The organism is Mycolicibacterium sp. XJ662, from assembly GCF_053484035.1.
Genome location: NZ_JBEFTL010000008.1, coordinates 114,594 through 137,890, shown reverse-complemented (window position 1 = coordinate 137,890; position 23,297 = coordinate 114,594). Strand labels below are relative to the sequence as shown.

Annotated in this window: 21 protein-coding genes and 2 riboswitches; of the genes, 19 read left to right on the top strand and 2 right to left on the bottom strand. The window is 68.3% G+C overall.

What is annotated here, in order from left to right:
- The first annotated feature begins 63 nt into the window (after window positions 1-63).
- The 7 genes from ABQE93_RS20065 (at window position 64) to ABQE93_RS20035 (ending at window position 6,493) form a co-directional block, all read left to right on the top strand.
- On the top strand, window positions 64-1,620 hold the full coding sequence (locus ABQE93_RS20065) for a carboxylesterase/lipase family protein (RefSeq protein WP_448409869.1): 1,557 nt from the start codon (window positions 64-66) through the stop codon (window positions 1,618-1,620).
- 24 nt (window positions 1,621-1,644) lie between these two features.
- Window positions 1,645-2,583 (top strand): sterol desaturase family protein, encoded by a 939-nt coding sequence (locus ABQE93_RS20060; protein ID WP_448409870.1) that lies wholly within the window; start codon window positions 1,645-1,647, stop codon window positions 2,581-2,583.
- Between the two features lie 175 nt (window positions 2,584-2,758).
- Entirely contained in the window at window positions 2,759-3,448 is a 690-nt protein-coding gene (locus ABQE93_RS20055) for an Rv1815 family serine proteinase (RefSeq protein ID WP_448409871.1), read from the top strand.
- 48 nt (window positions 3,449-3,496) lie between these two features.
- Entirely contained in the window at window positions 3,497-3,835 is a 339-nt protein-coding gene (locus ABQE93_RS20050; RefSeq protein ID WP_448409872.1) for an ArsR/SmtB family transcription factor, read from the top strand.
- Window positions 3,832-4,470: an SRPBCC family protein gene (locus ABQE93_RS20045; RefSeq protein ID WP_448409873.1), complete on the top strand. Its 639-nt coding sequence runs from the start codon at window positions 3,832-3,834 to the stop codon at window positions 4,468-4,470. The genes ABQE93_RS20050 and ABQE93_RS20045 overlap by 4 nt, the downstream gene beginning before the upstream one ends.
- Before the next feature lie 50 nt (window positions 4,471-4,520).
- Window positions 4,521-4,991 (top strand): VOC family protein, encoded by a 471-nt coding sequence (locus ABQE93_RS20040; RefSeq protein ID WP_448409874.1) that lies wholly within the window; start codon window positions 4,521-4,523, stop codon window positions 4,989-4,991.
- Window positions 4,988-6,493, top strand: a complete 1,506-nt coding sequence (locus tag ABQE93_RS20035) for an FAD-binding protein (protein ID WP_448409875.1) — start codon at window positions 4,988-4,990, stop codon at window positions 6,491-6,493. Before ABQE93_RS20040 ends, ABQE93_RS20035 begins: the two co-directional genes overlap by 4 nt.
- On the opposite strand, the gene ABQE93_RS20030 is transcribed toward ABQE93_RS20035, so the two are convergent.
- Together ABQE93_RS20030 and ABQE93_RS20025 are read right to left on the bottom strand one after the other, a co-directional pair.
- Window positions 6,490-8,409: an ABC transporter ATP-binding protein/permease gene (locus tag ABQE93_RS20030; protein WP_448409877.1), complete on the bottom strand. Its 1,920-nt coding sequence runs from the start codon at window positions 8,407-8,409 to the stop codon at window positions 6,490-6,492. The two genes, ABQE93_RS20035 and ABQE93_RS20030, sit on opposite strands and share 4 nt — an antisense overlap.
- Window positions 8,410-8,454: 45 nt before the next feature.
- A complete protein-coding gene (locus ABQE93_RS20025; protein WP_448409878.1) occupies window positions 8,455-10,101 on the bottom strand; it encodes an FAD-dependent monooxygenase in 1,647 nt (548 codons plus the stop codon).
- A 20-nt stretch (window positions 10,102-10,121) separates the two neighbouring features.
- Here ABQE93_RS20025 and ABQE93_RS20020 point away from each other — a divergent pair, with 20 nt between their 5' ends.
- From ABQE93_RS20020 to gcvP, 12 genes are all read left to right on the top strand, one after another.
- Window positions 10,122-11,765, top strand: coding sequence for an acetolactate synthase (locus ABQE93_RS20020; protein ID WP_448409880.1), 1,644 nt, complete (start codon window positions 10,122-10,124; stop codon window positions 11,763-11,765).
- 47 nt (window positions 11,766-11,812) lie between these two features.
- The gene (gene secA2, locus ABQE93_RS20015) at window positions 11,813-14,149 is read left to right on the top strand and encodes an accessory Sec system translocase SecA2 (RefSeq protein WP_448409881.1); all 2,337 of its coding nucleotides are present in this window, start codon (window positions 11,813-11,815) and stop codon (window positions 14,147-14,149) included.
- Window positions 14,150-14,158: 9 nt separating this feature from the next.
- Entirely contained in the window at window positions 14,159-14,785 is a 627-nt protein-coding gene (locus ABQE93_RS20010; protein WP_448409883.1) for a CDP-alcohol phosphatidyltransferase family protein, read from the top strand.
- Complete coding sequence (locus tag ABQE93_RS20005; RefSeq protein WP_448409884.1) at window positions 14,782-15,696, top strand: DUF881 domain-containing protein; 915 nt, start codon at window positions 14,782-14,784, stop codon at window positions 15,694-15,696. The genes ABQE93_RS20010 and ABQE93_RS20005 overlap by 4 nt, the downstream gene beginning before the upstream one ends.
- 6 nt (window positions 15,697-15,702) lie before the next feature.
- Window positions 15,703-16,035, top strand: coding sequence for a small basic family protein (locus ABQE93_RS20000; protein ID WP_069404734.1), 333 nt, complete (start codon window positions 15,703-15,705; stop codon window positions 16,033-16,035).
- A gap of 60 nt (window positions 16,036-16,095) precedes the next feature.
- A complete protein-coding gene (locus ABQE93_RS19995) occupies window positions 16,096-16,869 on the top strand; it encodes a DUF881 domain-containing protein (protein ID WP_448410059.1) in 774 nt (257 codons plus the stop codon).
- 33 nt (window positions 16,870-16,902) lie between these two features.
- Window positions 16,903-17,298 (top strand): glycine cleavage system protein GcvH, encoded by a 396-nt coding sequence (gcvH, locus tag ABQE93_RS19990; protein WP_448409886.1) that lies wholly within the window; start codon window positions 16,903-16,905, stop codon window positions 17,296-17,298.
- Between the two features lie 154 nt (window positions 17,299-17,452).
- Window positions 17,453-17,932: a glycogen accumulation regulator GarA gene (garA, locus tag ABQE93_RS19985; protein ID WP_448393992.1), complete on the top strand. Its 480-nt coding sequence runs from the start codon at window positions 17,453-17,455 to the stop codon at window positions 17,930-17,932.
- Window positions 17,933-18,691: a transcriptional regulator FtsR gene (gene ftsR, locus ABQE93_RS19980; protein ID WP_448409888.1), complete on the top strand. Its 759-nt coding sequence runs from the start codon at window positions 17,933-17,935 to the stop codon at window positions 18,689-18,691.
- A 48-nt stretch (window positions 18,692-18,739) separates the two neighbouring features.
- On the top strand, window positions 18,740-19,234 hold the full coding sequence (locus tag ABQE93_RS19975; protein WP_448393990.1) for a bifunctional nuclease family protein: 495 nt from the start codon (window positions 18,740-18,742) through the stop codon (window positions 19,232-19,234).
- A 234-nt stretch (window positions 19,235-19,468) separates the two neighbouring features.
- Window positions 19,469-20,092, top strand: coding sequence for a MerR family transcriptional regulator (locus tag ABQE93_RS19970; protein ID WP_448394086.1), 624 nt, complete (start codon window positions 19,469-19,471; stop codon window positions 20,090-20,092).
- A gap of 55 nt (window positions 20,093-20,147) precedes the next feature.
- Window positions 20,148-20,246: riboswitch (glycine riboswitch) on the top strand.
- Window positions 20,247-20,359: riboswitch (glycine riboswitch) on the top strand.
- A gap of 54 nt (window positions 20,360-20,413) precedes the next feature.
- Window positions 20,414-23,260: an aminomethyl-transferring glycine dehydrogenase gene (gcvP, locus tag ABQE93_RS19965; protein WP_448412441.1), complete on the top strand. Its 2,847-nt coding sequence runs from the start codon at window positions 20,414-20,416 to the stop codon at window positions 23,258-23,260.
- The last annotated feature ends 37 nt before the right edge of the window (window positions 23,261-23,297 follow it).

The window sequence follows — 23,297 nt, the reverse complement described above, 5'->3', positions numbered from 1 at the left end:
CCGGGCGCGGCGTAACCTGAAGTGGTTGGAACTGCTCGAGATGAGCCGACGCAAGGAGTTCGCATGACGGCCGACGCACGACGCGCAACCGATCACGCGCTCGTCGTCGACACCGCCAACGGGCCGGTGCGCGGAATCGACGACGGAACGGTCAAGTTCTGGAAAGGGATTCCCTATGCCGCCGCGCCGGTGGGCGAACGGCGCTGGCGCGCACCCGAACCGCCGCAGCGGTGGACCGAACCGCGCGACGCCACCCGGGTGGGCCCGGTGTGCCCCCAGCCCACCGACGCGAAAATCCCGATCGACCTGGGCGCCCCGCAGGGTGACGACTGCCTGACGCTCAACGTGTGGGCCGCTTCCGACATCGAGGCCGGCGCGGGCAAACCGGTGATGGTCTGGGTGCACGGCGGCGCCTACATCCTGGGCTCCTCGGCACAGCCGCTGTATCACGGTCGTGCGCTGGCCAGTTCCGGCGACGCCATCATCGTCACCATCAACTACCGGCTGGGTGCGCTGGGGTTCTTGGACCTGTCGTCGTTCGGTGACCAGTTCGCCACCAACGTCGGCATGCGCGACGTGCTGTTCGCGCTGCAGTGGGTGCGCGACAACATCGCCGCGTTCGGGGGAGACCCCGACCGGGTGACGATCTTCGGCGAGTCCGCAGGCGCCGGCATCATCACCACCCTGCTGGCCAGCCCGGCGGCCGCCGGACTGTTCTGCGCGGCCATCGCGCAGAGTTCACCGGCGACGTCGATCTATGACCAAACGCGTGGCCGGCGCATCGGCGAACAGTTCCTCGCCGCACTGGACGTGCGCGCCGACGAGGCCCACCGGCTGGCCTCGGTTCCGATCTCGGCCGTCAACGCCGCAGCGCAACGGGTCTTCGACGCCGTCCCGTCGACCACGCCGGGCACGCTGGCGTTCGCGCCGATCATCGACGGCGACATCGTGCCCGCCCACCCGGTCGAACTGGCCCGCGAAGGCCGGACTCACCGCGTCCCGCTGATCATCGGCACCAACAAGCACGAGGCCGCGCTGTTCCGCTGGATGAAGTCGCCGCTGATGCCGATCACGCCGAAGGCGATCCGGGAGATGTTCGCGACGATCGCCGCCGAGCAGCCGGGGCTGCAGCTGCCGAGCGAGGCCCAGATCCGGGCGGCCTACCGTGGCAGGCCCAAGATCATCGGCATGGGCGTGGCCCGCGACATCGGCTTCCGCATGCCCTCGATCTGGTTCGCCGAAGGACATTGCCAGATCGCGCCCGTCTACCTGTACCGGTTCGACTTCGCCACCCCGATGCTGCGGCTGCTGCGACTCGACGCCGCTCACGCCACCGAACTGCCCTTCGTGTGGGGCAACCTGGTCGCCGGCCCCAGGGATCCGACGTTCAAGCTCGGCGGGTTGAAGGCCGGCCGAGCCGTTTCGGCGCGCATGCGGACCCGCTGGCTGAACTTCGCCGTCGACGCCACACCGGCAGGCCCGCAGGGCGATCCGCTGTGGCGTCCGTACCGCGACGACGACCGGGCCACCCTGGTCATCGACGCCCAGGACGGAGTGGTCGACGACCTCGACGCCGACGTGCGCACCGCCTGGGGCGATCAGGTCCTCAGCTTCCGCTAGACCGTAGACTTACGGGCTGGAGGTATGGCGTTGGACTGGATTTTTGCGGACGTGCTGCCGCCGTTGATGCACGACCCGGTGATGTACGCGGTGCCGTTCTTCTTGCTGCTGCTGGTCATCGAATGGGCGGCGGCCCGCAAGTTGGCCCACGACGAGCAACGCGCCCCGGCGGGCGCCTACTCCAAACCCGACGCCTGGGCCAGCATCTCGATGGGTGTGGTGTCGATCGGCACCAGCGGCGTACTCAACTTCGTCGCACTGCTGGCCTACGCGGCCCTTTACGCCTACGTCGCGCCGTGGCACCTGCCCGCAAACGCCTGGTACACCTGGGTCATCGCGATCGTCGGCGTCGACCTGATGTATTACCTCTACCACCGGCTCGCGCACCGGGTGCGGCTGATCTGGGCCACGCATCAGGCCCACCACTCCAGCCAGTACTTCAACTTCGCCACCGCGCTGCGGCAGAAGTGGAACATCAGCGGCGACGTGTTCCTGCGCGCGGTGCTGCCGCTGCTGGGCGTGCCGCCGTGGATGGTGTTCGCCAGCTTCTCGATCAACCTGATCTACCAGTTCTGGATCCACACCGAACGCATCGGAAAGCTTTGGGCGCCAATTGAGTTCATCTTCAACACCCCGTCGCACCATCGGGTGCACCACGGAATGGACAACCAGTACCTGGACAAGAACTACGGCGGCATCTTCATCGTGTGGGACCGGCTGTTCGGCACCTTCGCGCCCGAGACCGTGCGGCCGCACTACGGGCTGACCAAGCAGGTCGACACCTACAACATCTGGAAGCTGCAGACCTACGAGTACGTCGCGATCCTGCGCGATATGCGCCAGGCCACCCGGTGGCGCGACAAGCTCGGCTACGCGTTCGGCCCGCCCGGCTGGCAACCGGCCGAACACCGCGCGGCCGATGCGCCCCGCATCGCGGATCCGGCCGCCGAACTGCCCGCCTAAATTTTTTTCGCGGGCCCGTAACATTCCCGTGATCTTGAGCGATGGCCAAGGATAGGTGCCACCGTACGCGGTTGCTGCTGGTCGGGCGGATTATGAGTTCTCTGGCTCGGGTACAGGAAACCGCATCACAGCGGTACCGTTGTCACCCTGTTACTCGAGAGGATCGGTGCGGAAGATGCTCCGACGACGATTTCGCGCGATGGCAGCGTTGGCCGCCCCGATCATCGCGCTCGCCATCCCCGCCGCGCCGGTAAGCGCCTCACCCGGGATCGTCGTGCATCCCGGGATGGAGATCCGTCAAGACAATACCGTGTGCACGCTGGGATTCGTGGACCTGCACGCGCGTGTCGCGTTCACCGCCGGGCACTGCCGGGGCAGCGGTCATGTCCGCGACCGCAGCGGCAACTTCGTCGGCACCCAGGTTCAGTTCCGCGACAACACCCCCAACGGCGCCACCGTCGACACCAACCATCAGATCACCGACTGGCAGATCATCGGCCTGGGCCCCGACGTGGCGGTCAACAACGTCCTGCCCGGCGGACGGGTGCTGGTGTCGGATCCCGCCGTGGTGCCCACACCGGGTCTGCCCGTCTGCCACTTCGGCGTCGTCACCGGGGAGAGCTGCGGAACCATCGAATCTGTCAACAACGGCTGGTTCACGATGGGCAACGGCGTCGTCAGCGGTAAGGGCGACTCCGGCGGGCCCGTCTACGTGGTGACCCCGGACGGTCGGGCGGCCATCATCGGGATGTTCAACAGCACGTGGGGGCAGTTCCCCGCGGCGGTGTCGTGGCAGGTGACCAGCGCGCAGGCGCGCGAAGGGGTCATCTCCGCGGCGTCGAGCAACGCCGGATCGATGCCGTAACCTCTATTGAGTGTTGACTTATATAAGTCATCGCTTTAATTTAGGTGGGTGCACGCGTTCGACGTCCTGGGCGATCCGGTGCGCCGCCGCATCCTCGAACTGCTCGCCGACGGTGAAATGTCGGCGGGGGCCATCGGATCGGCGGTCCAAAGTGAGTTCGCGATCACCCAGCCAGCGGTGTCGCAACATCTGAAAGTGCTGCGCGACAACGGGTTCACGTCGGTGCGGCCGGACGGTCAACGGCGGCTCTATGCCGTCGACGGTGCGGGGCTGCGCGAAGTCGACGAGTGGCTGGACGGGTTCCGCCGGTTCTGGACACCGCGGCTGGATGCGTTGGCCACCGAGATCGCGCGCGGCAAACGACAACGGCGAAAGAAGACGACATGATCGACGTCAACGTCGAGTACCAGATCAACGCGGTGCAGCGGACTTTCGGCACCCGAACCATCGAGACCGGGCAGGCCCACGTCGCCACCATCGCCCAGACCTACGACACCGACGCCGAGGACCTCTGGGATGCGGTCACCAACATCGAACGCATACCGCGGTGGCTGCTGCCGATTTCCGGTGATCTGAAGCTCGGCGGCTCCTACCAGCTGGAGGGCCAGGCCGGTGGCACCATCCTGACCTGCGACCCGCCCAGGAACTTCACCGCCACCTGGGAGTACGGCGGCGGCACCAGCTGGATCGACGTCACCGTCCGCGGCGAGGGCCCGGACAAGGCCCAGTTGGTGATCGAGCACATCGCCCACGTGGACGACGACACCTCCCGCATGTACGGGCCGGGCGCCGTCGGCATCGGGTGGGATTCCATGGTGCTGGGGCTGGCGATCCATCTGCGCACGGGGGAGTCCGTCGACCCCGCGGACGGACAGCGATGGCTGGGCACCGACGACGGCCGGCGCTTTCTGGCACTGTCCAGCGAGCGGTGGTACGACGCGAACGTGGCCCGGGGCGAAGACCCCGTCGCCGCGCGGGAGATGGCCGATCGCTGTCTTGCGGCCTACCTCGGCGAAGGCTGAACTAGAACACGTTCTAGCCAACGGTGCGGGGCGGCGATATCCTCGACGCGATGCTTGCCCAGACACCTGTCCAGATTGCGTGGGTGACCCGGGATCTCGACGCCACCGAAGCGGCGCTGACCGCGCTGCTCGGCGCCAAGAAGTGGATCCGCATGCCCGAGGTGCACTTCGCCCCCGATGCCTGCACCTACCGCGGCCGTCCCGCGGATTTCGTCGCCGCCATCTCGCTGAGCTACGCCGGGGACACCCAGTTGGAGATCATCGCGCCGGTGCGCGGGGACAGCATCTACACGGAGTTCCTCGACCGCGCCGGGCCGGGGTTGCATCACATCTGCGTGGAGGTCGACGACGTGGACGCGGCACTGGCCGAACGCGGCGCCGAGGCGGTGCAGCGCGGCGTGATGCCGGGCGGTATGGAGTTCGCCTACATCGAAGCCCCCGGCGTGCCCTACCTCGAGATCGCCTACGTGCCCGACGAGATTCGCGCGTTCTTCGACTACATCAAACAGGAGCAACAGTGAGCGAACTGGACATTCCCGACACCGTCGACGCGGCCGAGGTGGCGGCGTGGTCCGACGAGGTCGACGTCGTCGTCATCGGTTTCGGCATCGCCGGCGGCTGCGCGGCGGTCAGCGCGGCGGCCGCGGGCGCGTCGGTGCTGGTGCTGGAACGCGCGGCCGCAGCGGGCGGGACGACCTCGATGGCCGGCGGGCACTTCTATCTCGGCGGCGGCACCGCCGTGCAGCAGGCCACCGGGCACGACGACAGCGCCGAGGAGATGTACAAGTACCTCGTCGCGATGTCGCGCGACCCCGAGCACGACAAGATCCGCGCCTACTGCGAAGGCTCCGTCGAGCACTTCAACTGGTTGGAGGACTTGGGGTTTCAGTTCGAGCGCAGCTACTACCCGGGCAAGGTCGTCGTCCCGCCGGGCACCGAAGGCCTGTCCTACACCGGCAACGAGAAGGTGTGGCCGTTCTGCGAACAGGCCAAACCGGCGCCGCGCGGCCACTCCGTGCCCGTACCGGGTGAGTTGGGCGGCGCCGCCATGGTCATCGACCTGCTGCTCAAGCGCGCCACCGACCTGGGCGTGCACATCCGCTACGAGACCGGGGTGACCAACCTCGTCGTCGACGACGGGTCGGTGGTCGGGGTGGCCTGGAAGCACTTCCGCGACACCGGCGCGGTCAGGGCCAAGTCGGTGATCATCGCCGCGGGCGGGTTCGCGATGAACCCCGAGATGGTCGCGCGCCACACCCCGGCGTTGGGCCAGCAGCGAAAAACCAAACACCACGGCGTGGTGGAGCCCTACATCCTGGGCAACCCGCACGACGACGGCCTGGGCATCCGGATGGGCGTCTCGGCGGGCGGCGTCGCCAAGAACCTGGACCAGCTGTTCATCACCGCGGCGGCCTATCCGCCGGAGATCCTGCTGACCGGCGTCATCGTCAACAAGGATGGTAAGCGGTTCGTCGCCGAGGACTCCTACCACTCGCGGACTTCGGCGTTCGTGCTGGAGCAGCCCGAGCAGAAGGCATACCTGGTCGTCGACGAAGCGCACATGCAGATGCCCGAGATGCCGCTGATCAAGTTCATCGACGGCTGGGAGACGATCGCCGAAATGGAAGCCGCGCTTGGCATTCCGGAAGGCAACCTGGCGGCCACCCTCGAGCGCTACAACACCGACGCCGCTCGCGGCGCGGACCCCGACTTCCACAAACAACCCGAATACCTTGCGGCCCAAGACAAGGGGCCGTGGGCCGCCTTCGACCTGTCGCTGGGCGTGGCGATGTATTCGGGGTTCACGATGGGCGGTCTGGCGGTGTCGATCGACGGCGAGGTGCTGCGCGAGGACGGCAGCGTCGTGCCGGGCTTGTACGCGGCAGGCGCGTGCGCGTCCAACATCGCCCAGGACGGCAAGGGCTACGCCAGCGGCACGCAGCTGGGCGAGGGGTCGTTCTTCGGGCGGCGGGCGGGTGGACACGCAGCGCGGCGGGCAGGGGCGCACGCCGACAAGCTTTAAACGGGTACCGGCTCGTCCTGGATGCGGCCGAGCCGCCACTCACCGTCGCCGAGCAGCTTGAGCTCGTGGGTGTGATGTTGTTCCACGCTGCTGCGGTGGCTGACGGAAACCAGGATGGTGTCGGGCAGTTCGGTGCGCACGAGGTCATAGAGCAGGAACTCCAGGCCCTCGTCGAGCGCAGACGTGGACTCGTCGAGGAAGACCGCCTTGGGTTTGGTCAACAGGATGCGGGCGAACGCGATCCGCTGCTGTTCGCCGGGGGAGAGCACCTTGGCCCAGTCGTCGACCTCGTCGAGGCGGTCCACGAGATGCGACAGCGCCACCTTGGTCAGCGTGTGACGCAACATCTCGTCGTCGATGCTGCCCACTTCGCTCGGGTAGCTCACCACCGTGCGCAGGTCACCGAGCGGCACGTAGGGCAGCTGCGAGAGGAACATCGTCTCGTTGGGTCCGCACGGGCGCGTCAACGCCCCCGAGGTGAACGGCCACAGCTGGGCCAGGCTGCGCAGCAGGGTGGTCTTGCCGCTACCGGACGGCCCGGTGATCACCAACGTGTCGCCGACTTCCAGCCGCATGTCGAGCGGTTTGACCAGTTGCTTGCCGTCGGGCGTGCGGACCTCCACGTCGGTGAGTTCCACGGTGCCGTCGACGCAGGCGTTCGTGGTCAGCTCCGGCAACGCCCGGCCCTGGTCGTTGGCGAGCACCAGGCCGTGCAGCCGGATGATCGCCGCCCGGTATCCGGCGAACTGGTCGTAGGCGTTGCGGAAGAACGAGAGGCCCTGCTCGATGTTGCCGAACGCCGCGGCGGTCTGTGTCATCGCGCCCAGGGTGATCTCGCCGGACAGAAACCGCGGGAACTGCAGCAGGTAGGGCGGCACCACGATGATCTGGTCCATCGAGAGGTTCCACCCGTAGAACCCCATCATGCGGTTGATGTAGCGCTTGTAGTTGGACACCACCGGCGCGAACAGGCGCCGCAGGCCCGTGCGTTCGGCGAGTTCGCCGCGGTAGAAAGCGACCGCCTCTGCGGCGTCGCGCAACCTGACCAGCGCGTACCGGAAAGCGGCGTTGTACTTCTCGTTGCGAAACGACAACCAGATGATGGGCCTGCCGATCCAGAACGCGAAGACCGACGCCAACAGCACGTAGGCCAGCAGGATCCAGAACATGGCCTTGGGCACGGCGATCCCGACCACCGGCAGCGTGAGCGTGCCCGACAGGTTCCACAGAATGGCGGTGAACGAGATCATCGAGGCGACGGCGTTGACCGCGCCGAACAGCAGGGTGGCCGTCGAGGTGTTGTTGGGGGTGTTCGGTAGTCCGCCCACCCCGGCGGTGAAGATGTCGATGTCCTGCTGGATGCGCTGATCGGGGTTGTCGATCGTGTCGTCGATGAACCGGGTGCGGTAGTAGGCCTTGTCGTCGAGCCAGTCGGTGGTGAGGCGGTCGGTCAGCCACACCCGCCAGGCCAGCATGAACCGCTGGGTCATGAACAGGTCGAGCATGATGCGCGCGACGTGCAGGACCGCCAGGAGCGCGAAGACCAGCATCGACATCCAGAAGCCGGCCTCGCCGGAGTCCCTGACGGCGGCGTCGCCGGTACCAAGGCCGGACGCCACCACCTGGAAGCTGGTCATCATGTCGTTGCCCTGATAGGTGAACAGCACCGAGAGCCGAACACCTACGATCACCGACAGCAGCAGGGCGGCCAGCCAGAGCCAGACCTTGACGCTTTCGGGGCCCTTGAAGTAGCCGCCGGTGATGCGCCAGAACTGGCGCCCCCACGTGGTGAATTTGGCGATCAGCACCACGACGATCAGCGTGGCGATCGCCGCCATCACCCAGGCGCGCGCGACCCAGACCAACGAAGTCCACAGCTCGTGTCCCCAGTCCAGCGTCGGGACAAAACTTTCCATGCGGGCAAGGTACCTTTCCGAAACGCGATCAGCGCTGCCGAGAGCTCAACTGTTCGCCGCCGAGGGCGGCGCGGCGAATGTCGCCCGCAGGTGGTTGACCACCGCGTCGGCGTCGACGCGCGGCGCGGCGAAACCGAGGTAGCCGTCGGGCCGCACGACGAACGCCGCTTCTGCGCCGGTTGCGTAGGCGCGGGCGAAGTCCCCGCCGGTGTCGCGGATCAGCGGCAACGTGGTGGCGGCGACGTCGGCTCCGGGCGCCGCGATCAGATACCCCCTGGCCTGACCGTGGGCGGCCCTGACCGCCCGGTCGACTACGCGCTCGAAACGCTCGAGGTCGCCGGCCCCGTGCTGCTCGCCGGCGTAGAGCAACACGGTGTGTCCACGTCCGAACAAGGTGAACAGCCGCACCGGGGCGGTAACCGCGGCGCGGGTCAACCCGCTGACATCCGGTGCCCGGGTGCCCGCACGGGGCCCGGGCGTCGCCGGCCCGGCGGCTCCGGGCGACACGATCGGGCTGTCCGCGTAGTCGATGAGCAGTTGCGCCTCGCGGCGTATGACGAACCCGACATCGGTGGAATCGGCGCCGATACCGTCGCGTGCGCTGCGCACGGTCCGGCCCACCACCTCCTCGCCGACGGGGCGCCGCTCGGCGTCGTAGCTGCCGAGCAACTCCGCCGAGGCGTGCCCGGCGGCGGCCAGCGCCAGCTTCCACGCCAGGTTGTGCGCGTCCTGGATGCCGGTGTTCATGCCCTGCGCACCGGTGGGCGGGTGGATGTGGGCCGCGTCTCCCGCGACGAACACTCGATCCCGGCCATACGAGTCCACGATGCGGTGACTGATGCGAAACACCGAGGACCAGCGCAGGTTTCGCGCGGTCGTCGGCTCGGGAGACAACCGATCGAGCACGGCCTGGATGTGGTGCAGTTCGGGTTTGCGGCCACCTTCGAAGCCGTGCGCCACGCCGTCGGGGGCAGCAGCGCTGAGCTCATCGGGCACCAGCATGGACATCCGGTAGCGGTTGCGGCCCGGCAGTGGGATGCACACCAGCAGGTCGTCGGTGCTTGCGCCGGTCTGGTGCATCGACCGCACGCCGTACCCGCGCGGCATCGACCAGTCCACCTCGACGTCGCCGAGCATGTACTGCTCGTCGAAGGCCGCGCCCTCAAACATCAGGCCCAGGCCCTTGCGCACCGTGCTGTGGGCGCCGTCGGCGCCGACGAGAAAGCCCGCGCGCAACGTCTCGTCACCGCCGTCACCAGCCAGCGTCGCGGTCACGCCGTCAGCGTCTTGTTCGAACCCGGTCAACGCGACCCCGCGCTCAATCCGCCCACCGCAGGCGGTGAGTTCGGCGGTCAGCACCCGCTCGGTGGCGTACTGCGGAATCGCGATGAAACCGAACGGCACGTCGAGAGGCAATGTCAGGTCGAGCTGCGCGGTCTTCTCGCCGTTGACGTAGACGATCTGGCCGTGCATCGAGATCGCCGCGTCCAGGATGCGGTCCAGCACACCCATACTTTCGAAGACTTCGAGTGTACGTGGTTGCACCCCAACGGCTTTCGCGTATTGCGGCGGTTCGGGCAGTGGATCGACGATGCGACAGTCCACACCGCGACGGGTCAACTCGATGGCGGCGGTGAGACCGACCGGCCCCGCGCCGGCGATGAGCACTTGGGTTTGGCTGGGGCTGGGCACCCGGTGATTATGCTCCCGGTATGAGCACCGACGCTGCGGAGCCCGCCACGGTGAACGCGGGCCACCTGATCGCCCGCCGGCTGCGGGCCAGCGGCATCGACACGATCTTCACGCTTTCGGGTGGCCATCTGTTCTCGATCTACGACGGCTGCCGCGCCGAGAACATCCGGCTGATCGACACCCGCCACGAGCAGACCGCGGCGTTCGCCGCCGAAGGCTGGTCCAAGGTCACCCGCGTGCCCGGTGTCGCGGCGCTGACCGCCGGGCCCGGCGTCACCAACGGCATGAGCGCGATGGCCGCCGCCCAGCAGAACCAGTCGCCGCTGGTGGTGCTGGGCGGACGGGCCCCGGCACTGCGGTGGGGGCAGGGTTCGCTGCAGGAGATCGACCACGTCCCGTTCGTGGCGCCGCTGGCCCGGTTCGCCGCGACCGCGGATGGCCCCGATGCCGTCGGGCCGCTGATCGACACGGCGCTGCGCGCCGCCGTCGGCGCCCCCTCGGGCGTGGCGTTCGTCGACTTCCCGATGGACCACGTGTTCAGCGAGGCCCGCGACGACGGCGCACCCGGCGCGCTGACCGGTGCGCCCGCGGGCGCGGCACCCGACGGAGATGCCGTCGACACCGCTGTGCGTCTGCTGTCGCAGGCGCAGCGGCCCGTCATCATGGCAGGCACCAACGTCTGGTGGGGGCACGGCGAGACCGCGCTGCGCGACCTCGCCGAGACGCTGCGGATCCCGGTCCTGATGAACGGTATGGCCCGCGGGACCGTGCCCGCCGACCACGAGCTCGCGTTCTCCAGGGCCCGCTCAAAAGCGTTGGGGGAGGCCGATGTTGCATTGGTGATCGGCGTACCGCTGGACTTTCGGCTCGGCTTCGGCGGGGTGTTCGGGGCCGAGACCAAGCTTGTGGTCGCCGACCGCGTCGCACCGCAGCGTCCGCATCCCCGCGAGGTGGCGGCCGGCCTCTACGGCGATCTGGGCCAGATCCTGGCCGCGTTGTCGGCGGCCACCCCGGCCGGACATGCGGACTGGATCGAACAGTTGCGCACGGTGGAGAGCGCCGCGCGGCAAGCCGAGACCGCCGACCTGGCCGACGACCGCGCACCGCTTCACCCGATGCGGGTCTACGCCGAATTGAAGGCGCTGCTGGACCGCGACGCCATCGTCGTCATCGACGCGGGCGATTTCGGCTCGTATGCGGGCCGGGTGATCGACAGCTACGTGCCGGGCGCCTGGCTGGACAGCGGGCCGTTCGGCTGTCTGGGCTCCGGCCCCGGCTATGCGCTGGCCGCCAAGCTGGCCCGGCCCGACCGCCAGGTGGTGCTGCTGCAGGGCGACGGCGCGTTCGGGTTCTCCGGTATGGAGTGGGACACGCTGATCCGCCACGGTGTCCAGGTGGTGTCGGTCATCGGCAACAACGGCATCTGGGCGCTGGAGAAACATCCGATGGAGATGCTGTACGGGTACTCGGTGGTGGCCGATCTGCGGCCGGGCACCCGCTACGACGAGGTGGTCGCGGCGCTGGGTGGGCACGGCGAGCTGGTGTCGACGCCGGCCGAGCTGCGCCCGGCCCTGCAGCGCGCGTTCTCGGCGGGGGTTCCGGCGGTGGTCAATGCGCTGACCGATCCGACGGTGGCCTACCCGCGCCGCTCGAACCTGGCCTGAGGCCGCAGGCTCGCCGGCCGGTGAGCAGGGACGCGTACCGTATCTGTGTGGCTAAGACCAAGACCCGCACGACAGGTCGTGTCAGCAACCGGTTCTGGAAACTGCTCGGCGCGAGCACCGACCGGGATCAGGCGCAGTCGATGGCGCAGGTGCGCAAGTCGGCCGAGTTCGACGAGCGAGCCGCCGACCTCGACGCCGAACAACTGCGCAAGGCCGCCAAGCTGCTGAACCTCGAGGACCTGGCCGACTCCACCGACATCCCGCAGTTTCTGGCGATCACCCGCGAAGCCGCCGAGCGTACGACCGCGCTTCGCCCGTTCGACGTCCAGCTGCTCGGTGCGCTGCGGATGTTGGCAGGAGACGTGGTCGAGATGGCCACCGGCGAGGGCAAGACGCTCTCCGGTGCGATCGCCGCGGCCGGCTATGCGCTCGGCGGCAGGCGCGTGCACGTCATCACGATCAACGACTACCTCGCCCGCCGCGACGCCGAGTGGATGGGCCCGCTGCTGGAGGCGCTCGGGTTGACGGTCGGCTGGATCACGGAGAAGTCCACCGCCGAGGAGCGCCGCGCGGCCTACCGCTGCGACGTCACCTACGCCTCGGTGAACGAGGTCGGTTTCGACGTGCTGCGCGACCAGTTGGCCACCGATGTCGCCGACCTGGTGTCGCCGAACCCCGATGTGGCGCTGATCGACGAGGCCGACTCGGTGCTGGTCGACGAGGCGCTGGTGCCGCTGGTGCTGGCCGGAACCACCCACCGGGAGACGCCGAAGGTCGAAATCATCCAGATGGTCGGTGACCTCACCGCTGGCCTGGACTTCGACACCGACGACGACAACCGCAACGTGCACCTCACCGACGTCGGCGCCAGAAAGCTGGAGGCCAAGCTCGGCGGCATCGACCTGTACTCGGAGGAGCACGTCGGCAGCACGCTCACCGAGATCAACGTGGCACTGCACGCGCACGTGCTGCTGCAGCGCGACGTGCACTACATCGTCCGCGACGGCGCGGTGCGCCTGATCAACGCCTCGCGCGGCCGCATCGCCCAGCTGCAACGCTGGCCCGACGGTCTGCAGGCCGCCGTCGAGGCCAAGGAGGGCATCGAGACCACCGAGACCGGTGAGGTGCTCGACACCATCACCGTGCAGGCGCTGATCAACCGGTACCCGAGGGTGTGCGGGATGACCGGCACCGCGCTGGCGGCCGGTGAGCAGCTGCGCCAGTTCTACAAGCTGGCCGTTTCCCCAATTGCGCCGAATACCCCCAACATTCGCCAGGACGAGCCCGACCGGGTGTACGCCACCCAGGCCGCCAAGAACGACGCCATCGTCGAGCACATCAGGGAAGTGCACGCAACCCGCCAACCCGTGCTGGTCGGCACCCACGACGTCGCCGAATCCGAGGATCTGCACCGGCAGCTGGTCAAGGCCGGCGTCGCCGCCGTGGTCCTCAACGCCAAGAACGACGCCGAGGAGGCCGCGGTGATCGCCGAGGCCGGCAAGCTCGGCAGCGTCACGGTGTCCACCCAGATGGCCGGGCGCGGCACCGATATCCGGCTCGGCGGATCCGATGCCGACGACCAGTCGGACAAGAAGAAAGAGGTCGCCGAACTCGGCGGGCTGCACGTCGTCGGCACCGGCCGCCACCACACCGAGCGGCTCGACAACCAGTTGCGCGGCCGCGCGGGCCGCCAGGGCGATCCCGGCTCGTCGGTGTTCTTCTCCAGCTGGGAAGACGACGTGGTCGTCGCCCATCTCGAGCCCAACAAGCTCCCGATGGACACCGACGACACCGGGCGCGTCGTCAGCCCCAAGGCCGCGTCCCTGCTGGACAACGCGCAGCGCATCGCCGAGGGCCGGATGCTCGACATCCACGCCAACAACTGGCGCTACAACCAGCTGATCGCGCAGCAGCGCGGCATTATCGTCGAACGTCGAAACACGTTGCTGCGCACCGCAGTTGCCCGTGAGGAGCTCGAGGAGCGGTCACCGAAGCGCTACGCCGAACTGGTCGAGAACCTCGGCGAGGAGAAGCTGGAGAAGATCTGCCGGCTGATCATGCTGTATCACCTGGACCGGGGCTGGGCCGACCACCTGGCGTACCTGTCCGACATCCGCGAGAGCATCCACCTGCGGGCGCTGGGTAACCAGACCCCGATCGACGAGTTTCACCGGATGGCCGTCGACGCGTTCGCCTCGCTGGCCGCCGACGCGATCGAGGCCGCCCAGCAGACGTTCGAGACCGCGCAGTCCATCGAGGACGAACCCGGCGTGGACTTGTCCAAACTGGCGCGGCCCACCTCGACGTGGACCTACATGGTCCACGACAATCCGCTCGCCGACGACTCGCTCTCTGCGCTTAGCCTGCCCGGGGTGTTCCGCTAGGTTTAGCCCATGACCGAGGCGCATGGCCGGGCGCCTTCGCCGCCGGATACCACAGGTTCCGCCCGCGACCGGGTGCTGACCGTCCCCAACGTGCTCAGCGCGGTGCGCCTGGCGCTGGTGCCGGTGTTTCTGTGGCTGCTGCTGGCCGCCGACGCCACCGCCTGGGCGGTGGGCGTGCTGATGTTCAGCGGGTTCTCCGACTGGGCCGACGGCAAGATCGCCCGGCTCGTCGACAACCAGTCGTCGCGGCTGGGGGAGTTGCTCGATCCGACGGTCGACCGCATCTACATGCTGGTGGTCCCGGTGGCGATGGCGTTTCACGGCTCGCTGCCGTGGTGGATCGTGGCGACCCTACTCGTCCGCGACGCCGCGCTGGCCGCGACGCTGCCGGCGCTGCGCGCCCGCGGGCTCACGGCCCTGCCGGTGACCTACATCGGCAAGGCGGCCACGTTCGCGTTGATGTCGGGTCTGCCACTGATCCTGTTGGGGCAGTGGGATGCGCTGTGGAGCCGCGTGATCCTGGCCTGCGGGTGGGGGTTTCTGATCTGGGGGCTCGCCATGTATGTGTGGTCGGGTGTGCTGTATCTGCTGCAGGTGGGCCTGGTGATCCGCCGCATGCCCAAGGTGGCGCGATGACCCAAAGCTTCCGCAAATCGCTGGGCGGGTACGACCCGAACGCCGGCCGCAGCGCTCACGCAGCCGACAAGCCGACGTTGATCCCGGTGCCGTCGCTGCTGCGGTCGTTGCTGACCGAGCATCTGGACCCCGGCTACGCCGCGGCCGCCCAAGCCCGCGCCGAAGGCAAGCGCCGCCCGAAATGGCAGAACCTCGCCTGGCAGCTCTGCGGTGCGCTGCTGATCGCCGTCGTGTTCGCCACCGCCGCGGCCCAGGCCCGCAGCACCGCCCCCGGTGTCCGCGAAACCCAGCACGCGCTGGCGGGCAGCGTGCGCTCGGCCGAGTCCGCGACCGCCGATCTCGCCGCGCGCCGCGACGCGTTGGCCGCACAGGTCGGCGCCGAACGCCGCAGCCGCCTCGAAGGCGACGCCCGCGGCCAACAGCTGTTGGACGAACTGGACGACGCGGACTTCGCCGCGGCCGCCACCGGCGTGATCGGCCCCGGCTTGACGATCACGGTCACCGATCCGGGCGTCTCGCAGAACCTCACCGACGTATCCAAACAACGGCTGCCCGGAAGCCAACAGGTGATCCTGGACCGCGATCTGCAGCTGCTGGTCAACTCGCTGTGGGCCAGCGGTGCGGAGGCGGTGTCGGTGGGCGGCGTGCGGGTCGGGCCCAACGTCACCGTCCGGCAGGCCGGCGGCGGCATCCTGGTGGACAATCAGCCGATCGTCAGCCCGTACGTCATCCTGGCGGTCGGACCGCCCAACACGATGAAGGACATCTTCGAACGCAGCCCCGGCCTGCAGCGGCTTCGGCTGTTGGAGATCTCGTACGGGGTGGGCGTGCAGGTCAGTGCCACCGACACCGTCACGGTGCCCGCCGGTTCGGTACGGGAAGTCAACTTCGCCAAGCAGATTGGTCAGTAACCACGCATGATCGGAATCGCCGCACTCGTCATCGGCATCGTGCTCGGGTTGGTGTTTCAGCCCGACGTCCCCGAATTCGTCCAGCCCTACCTGCCGATCGCCGTGGTGGCCGCGCTGGATGCGGTGTTCGGCGGGTTGCGCGCCTACCTCGAGCGCATCTTCGACGCCAAGGTGTTCGTGGTGTCCTTCGTGTTCAACGTGCTGGTGGCCGCACTGATCGTCTACCTCGGCGACCAACTCGGGGTGGGCACCCAGTTGTCCACGGCGATCATCGTCGTGCTCGGGATACGGATCTTCGGTAACGCCGCCGCATTGCGGCGCAGATTGTTCGGGGCGTAGTCCGTGACCCAGCATCCACCTGAGCACACGCCGGAGCCAGACCGCCCCGACGACACCGCGATTCGCGCCGGGGGCAAACACCAGTCGCCGCCCGACGAGCCGACGCAACCGGTCGCCGGCGCGCGGCGGCGACGCTCACAGGTGGTGTTCGGCACCTTGGCGGTGTTGTTGTGCCTGCTGCTCGGCGTCGCGATCGTCACCCAGGTGCGGCAGACCGAATCCGGGGACTCCCTGGAGACGGCGCGACCGGCCGACCTGCTGGTGCTGCTCGACTCGCTGCAGCAACGCGAGGCGGCGCTGAACACCGAGGTCGCCGAACTGCAGCGCACGCTGGTCGAACTGGAGGCGTCGGGAACCAGCGACCAGGCGGCCATCGAGAACGCCCAGGCCCGGCTGGCCGCGTTGTCGATCATGATCGGCACGGTGCCGGCCACCGGGCCCGGTGTGACGTTGACCATCACCGACACCACACCGGGCGTGCCCGCCGAGACGCTGCTGGACGTCATCAACGAACTGCGCAACGCCGGCGCCGAGGCCATGGAGATTCAGGGCCGAGGGGATTCCCAACAAACCTCGGTGCGGGTGGGTGTCGACACCTGGGTGGCGGGCGCGCCCGGCGCGCTCGTCATCGACAACATCACCCTGCATCCACCGTATACCGTTGTGGCGATTGGTGATCCGCCGACGTTGGCGGCGGCGATGAATATTCCGGGCGGCGCGAAGGACAGTATCGAGCGGGTGGGCGGCACCATGACGGTGCAGCAGGCCGACCGGGTCGATGTGACCGCCTTGCGGCAACCGAAACCCCGCCAATACGCTCAGCCGGTTAAATGAGGCCAAGGCAGTGAGTGAAAAATTAGGAGCGCAGTGAGCGATATCCCAGCCGACCTGAAGTACACCGAGGAACACGAGTGGGTGCTGCGCACCGGCGACGACACCGTGCGCGTCGGCATCACCGACTACGCCCAGTCCGCGCTGGGTGACGTGGTGTTCGTGCAGCTGCCCGACGTCGGTGCCGACGTGACCGCGGGCGAGTCCTTCGGCGAGGTGGAGTCGACCAAGTCGGTTTCGGATCTCTACGCCCCGGTCAGCGCGAAAGTCGTTGCCGTCAACGGCGATCTGGAAGGCAATCCGCAGCTGGTCAACTCCGACCCCTACGGTGAGGGCTGGCTGGTCGATCTGCAGGTGGACCCGTCGGCGGCAGAAGAGGCGCTGGGCGGGCTTCTTGATGCCGACGGCTACCGCGCCGCAGTGTCCGAATGACGGTTGTTAGGGTTTTGCACACCGGACGTCGATCTCGCGGCGGATCCGGCGGTGGTGGGCACAATGACGTCTACTGCGCGGTACGGTCGGTGTCAGACGCACTACGGCTGGGGCTCGGCCCTGTATCGCCACAGCAGCCAGTAAGGAGCAGCGGGTGACGGATAAGGACAAGAACTCTGGGGCTGATCAGGCGTCTGACGAAGTCACCGTGGAAACGACATCGGTCTTCCGCGCCGACTTCCTCAACGAACTGGACGCCCCGGCGGCGGCCGGCGCCGAGGGCGCTGTCTCCGGTGTGGAGGGCTTGCCCGTCGGCTCGGCGTTGCTCGTCGTCAAACGCGGACCCAACGCCGGCTCGCGGTTCCTGCTCGACCAGCCCACGACCTCCGCGGGCCGCCACCCCGACAGCGACATCTTCCTCGACGACGTCACGGTGAGCCGCCGCCACGCCGAGTTCCGGCTGGAAAGCGGCGAGTTCCAGGTCGTCGACGTCGGCAGCCTCAACGGCACCTACGTCAACCGCGAACCGGTGGACTCCGCGGTGCTGGCCAACGGTGACGAGGTCCAGATCGGCAAGTTCCGGCTGGTCTTTCTCACCGGTCCCAAGAGCGACGACAGCGGTCCAGGCACCTAAGTGACGGCGCCCGACACTCCCGCGCTCACTGGGATGTCGATCGGAGCGGTCCTTGATCTGCTGCGACCGGACTTCCCGGACGTGACGATTTCCAAGATCCGGTTCTTGGAGGCCGAAGGGCTGGTCACTCCGGAGCGCACCGCGTCGGGTTATCGGCGGTTCACCGCCTACGACTGCGCTCGGCTGCGGTTCATCCTGACCGCCCAACGCGACCAATACCTGCCGTTGAAGGTCATCAAGGCCCAGCTCGACGCGCAGCCCGACGGTGAGTTGCCCCCGCAGAGCGGATCCGCTTACGGCGTACCGCGTTTGGTGCCGGTATCCGGTGACGACGCCACCGACCTGTCCGCCGCGCACGTCAGCACCGCGGCCTCGGTGGCCCCGACGCAGGTGCGGCTGTCGCGGGAGGATCTGGTGTCGCGGTCGGGCGTGGACGACGAAATGTTGACCGCGTTGGTCAAGGCCGGCGTGATCACCACCGGACCCGCCGGCTTCTTCGACGAACATTCGGTGGTGATCGCCCAGTGCGCCCGTGCGCTGGCCGAATACGGCGTGGAACCGCGCCATCTGCGGGCCTTCCGCTCGGCGGCCGACCGCCAGTCCGACCTGATCGCCCAGATCGCCGGGCCGGTGGCCAAGGCGGGTAAGGCGGGTGCGCGGGAGCGCGGCGACGATCTCGCCCGCGAGGTGGCCGCGCTGGCGATCATGCTGCACACGTCGCTGATCAAGTCGGCTGTACGCGACGTTCTGGATCGCTGAGGATTAGACTCGTTTTGGACGGCTTCTTGGTGCGGAAGGCAGGCACAGATGGGTGAGGTGCGTGTGGTCGGCATTCGCGTGGAGCAGCCACAGAACCAGCCGGTTCTGCTGCTCCGCGAATCGAACGGTGACCGCTATCTGCCGATCTGGATCGGCCAGTCAGAGGCGGCGGCGATCGCGCTCGAGCAGCAGGGCGTGGAACCCGCCCGGCCGCTGACGCACGATCTGATCCGAGATCTCATTGGTGCGCTTGGCCATTCGCTCAAAGAAGTGCGGATCGTCGACCTGCAGGAAGGCACGTTCTACGCCGACCTGATCTTTGACCGGGATATCAAGGTGTCGGCGCGGCCGTCGGATTCGGTGGCGATTGCGCTGCGCGTCGGTGTGCCGATATACGTCGAAGAGGCGGTGCTTGCCGAGGCCGGCCTGCTGATTCCCGACGAGAGCGACGACGAAGCGGCCGGCGCGGTCCGCGAGGACGAGGTCGAGAAGTTCAAGGAGTTTCTCGACAGCGTGTCGCCCGACGACTTCAAGGCGACCTAGTTCGCGACTGGCGTGGGGGCCCACGACGTTTGTCACGGTAGCGTCTCGTCGCCGTCGACACGCGGTGCGGGTATCCGGCTACCGGGAAGCGGGCAGCCATACTTTGACGTGCCGGTCCACTGATGGACAGTCGCGGGCTCGGCGAAAAGCGTATGCTCGACACACTCGGGCTCGGCAAATGTGCGCCCCACGCGGGACTACGGAGCGGGTTCGATCGGCGAGAGGATTTCGGAAGTGGGAGACACGCCACGTCAAGAGCAGTTGGACCTGACCTCTGCTAGCGGCCCCGCGGAATCGGAAGTGACGGCACCCAGCGAACCCGTGCAGGCAGGACTTTTTCCCGACGACTCCGTACCCGACGAACTGGTCGGCTACCGCGGGCCCAGCGCCTGCCAGATCGCCGGCATCACCTACCGCCAGCTGGACTACTGGGCCCGCACCTCACTGGTCGTGCCGTCGATCCGCAGCGCGGCGGGTTCGGGCAGCCAACGGCTGTACTCGTTCAAGGACATCCTGGTCCTCAAGATCGTCAAACGGCTGCTCGACACCGGCATCTCGCTGCACAACATCCGCGTCGCCGTCGACCATCTGCGTCAGCGCGGCGTGCGTGATCTGGCCAACATCACGCTGTTTTCCGACGGCACCACGGTTTACGAATGCACGTCGGCCGAAGAAGTCGTCGACCTGCTGCAGGGCGGCCAAGGGGTGTTCGGCATCGCCGTCTCCGGTGCGATGCGCGAGCTGACCGGTGCGATCGCCGACTTCCCGGGCGAGCGCGCCGACGGCGGCGAGTCCATCGCCGCCCCCGAGGACGAGCTGGCGTCGCGGCGCAAGCACCGCGACCGCAAGATCGGCTGACGTTGCGCCGCTAATCCGCCGCTCCGGGGCGGTCGCGGTAAACTCGTCACCGCATCGCCCTTGTGCGGGAGAGTTCCGTGGCAACCAGCCACGGACGCCGAAGGAGCAATACCTCTCCGTCAACCTCTCAGGCACCCAGGACCGCACGAGACCCCGATGCCTCTGGAAAGCGGTGGGCGCGCGCCCACCCGCCCATGGGGAAAGGCGTTGTCCCGATTCTGTCGGAGCGGCGCCGAATCTCTCAGGCACCCGGACCGGGTTGACGACAGAGGGAGAGGAACCCAGCGGTTCTCAACCTTCATGTGTCTGGAGTACTCGCCAGTGTTCGATCATCACCAGCCCAACTTCGCAGACCGCCACATCGGCCCCGACGCCGAAGAGGTCGCGACCATACTCGAGACCATCGGCGTGGCGTCCCTCGACGAACTCGCCGACAAGGCGGTGCCCGCCGGGATCCTCGACGCGGTCGCCTCCGACGGACGCGCACCCGGGCTGGATCAGCTGATGCCGGCCGCCAGCGAGGAGAAGGCGCTGGCCGAGCTGCGGGAGATGGCCGACGCCAACACCGTCGCGGTGTCGATGATCGGGCAGGGCTACTTCGACACGCTGACCCCGCCGGTGTTGCGGCGCAACATCATCGAGAACCCGGCCTGGTACACCGCCTACACGCCCTACCAGCCCGAGATCAGCCAGGGCCGGCTGGAGGCGCTGCTGAACTTCCAGACCATGGTCACCGACCTCACCGGCCTCGAGGTGGCCAACGCGTCGATGCTCGACGAGGGCACCGCGGCCGCCGAGGCGATGACGCTGATGCACCGGGCGGTCAAGGGCACGTCGAACCGGCTGGCCGTGGATGCCGACGTCTATCCGCAGACCGCCGCGGTGCTGGCCACCCGAGCCGAGCCGCTCGGCATCGAGATCGTCACCGCCGACCTGCGCCAGGGGCTGCCAGACGGCGAGTTCTTCGGTGTCATCACGCAGCTGCCCGGCGCCAGCGGGGCCGTCGTCGACTGGACCGAGCTGGTGGAGCGGGCCCACGAGCGGGGCGCGCTGGTCGCGATCGGCGCCGACCTGCTGGCGCTGACCTTGATCACCCCGCCCGGTGAGCTCGGCGCCGACGTCGCCTTCGGCACCACGCAACGGTTCGGGGTGCCGATGGGCTTCGGCGGCCCGCACGCCGGCTACCTGGCCGTGCGCAGCAAGCAGGCCCGCCAGCTGCCCGGCCGGCTGGTCGGGGTGTCCGTGGACGCCGACGGGTCGCCGGCCTACCGGCTGGCGCTGCAAACCCGCGAACAGCACATCCGCAGGGACAAGGCGACCAGCAACATTTGCACCGCGCAGGTGCTGCTGGCGGTGCTGGCCGCGATGTATGCCAGCTATCACGGCGCCGACGGGCTGACCGGCATCGCCCGCCGGGTGCACGACCGGGCCCGCGCGCTGGCCGCCGGGCTGACCGCCGCCGGCGTCGAAGTGGTGCACGACGCGTTCTTCGACACGGTGCTGGCCCGGGTGCCCGGGCGCGCCGCCGAGATCCGCGACAAGGCCAAGGCCCGCGGTATCAACGTGTGGTGCGGCGACGACGACCACGTGTCGGTGGCGTGCGACGAGGCCACCACCGCGTCGCACTTGGACGCGGTGCTGTCGGCGTTCTCGGCGACGCCGGTCGACTCGGCGTTCGACGGCCCGTCGATCGCGTCGCGCACGTCGGCGTTTCTGACCCATCCGGCGTTCACCCGCTACCGCACCGAAACCGAGATGATGCGTTACCTGCGGTCGCTGGCGGACAAAGATATCGCGTTGGACCGCAGCATGATTCCGCTCGGGTCGTGCACCATGAAGCTCAACGCGGCCGCGGAGATGGAGCCGATCACGTGGCCGGAGTTCGGCCGTCAGCATCCGTTCGCACCGGCCGCCGACACGCCCGGGTTGCGCAAGTTGATCGCCGACCTGGAGCGGTGGTTGACCGACATCACCGGCTATGACGCGGTGTCGCTGCAGCCCAACGCCGGCTCGCAGGGGGAGTACGCCGGTCTGCTGGCGATCCAGGCCTATCACGCCGAACGCGGCGAGGCGAAGCGTGATGTCTGCCTGATCCCGTCGAGCGCGCACGGCACCAACGCGGCGTCGGCGGCGCTGGCGGGGATGCGGGTCGTGGTGGTGGGCTGCCGCGACAACGGTGACGTCGACCTCGATGATCTGCGCGCCAAGGTGTCCGAGCACGCAGACCGGTTGTCGGCGTTGATGATCACCTACCCGTCGACGCACGGGGTGTACGAACACGACATCACGGACATCTGCGCGGCCGTGCATGACGCCGGCGGTCAGGTGTACGTCGACGGCGCCAACCTCAACGCGCTGGTCGGGTTGGCCCGGCCCGGCCGGTTCGGCGGCGACGTCAGCCACCTCAACCTGCACAAGACGTTCTGCATTCCGCACGGGGGCGGCGGGCCCGGCGTCGGCCCGGTCGCGGTGCGCTCGCATCTGGCCAAGTACCTGCCCGGTCATCCGCTGGCCGACGAACTCGGCGACGACCACACCGTGTCGGCGGCGCCGTACGGATCGGCGTCGATCCTGCCGATCACCTGGGCCTACATCCGGATGATGGGCGCGGCCGGGTTGCGGGCGGCCTCGCTGACGGCGATCGCCTCGGCCAACTACATCGCCCGCCGCCTCGACGAGTACTACCCGGTGCTCTACACCGGCAAGAACGGCATGGTCGCCCACGAGTGCATCCTGGATCTGCGCGCGATCACCAAGCAGACCGGTGTCACCGTCGACGATGTGGCGAAACGGTTGGCCGACTACGGTTTCCACGCGCCCACGATGAGCTTCCCGGTGGCGGGCACGCTGATGGTCGAGCCGACCGAAAGCGAGAGCCTGGCCGAGATCGACACGTTCTGCGAGGCGATGATCGCGATCCGCGCCGAGATCGACAACGTCGGCAACGGCACCTGGCCCGTCGACGACAACCCGCTGCGCAACGCACCCCACACCGCCGAGTGCCTGCTCGTCGAGCAGTGGGACCATCCCTACACCCGTGAGCAGGCCGCCTATCCGCTCGGCAAGAACTACCGGCCCAAGGTGTGGCCGCCGGTGCGCCGCATCGACGGCGCGTACGGGGACCGCAACCTGATGTGCTCGTGCCCGCCGGTCGAAGCGTTCGCCTGACGGCCCAATTGTTCGCCGAACGTTCCGTACCGCGCGA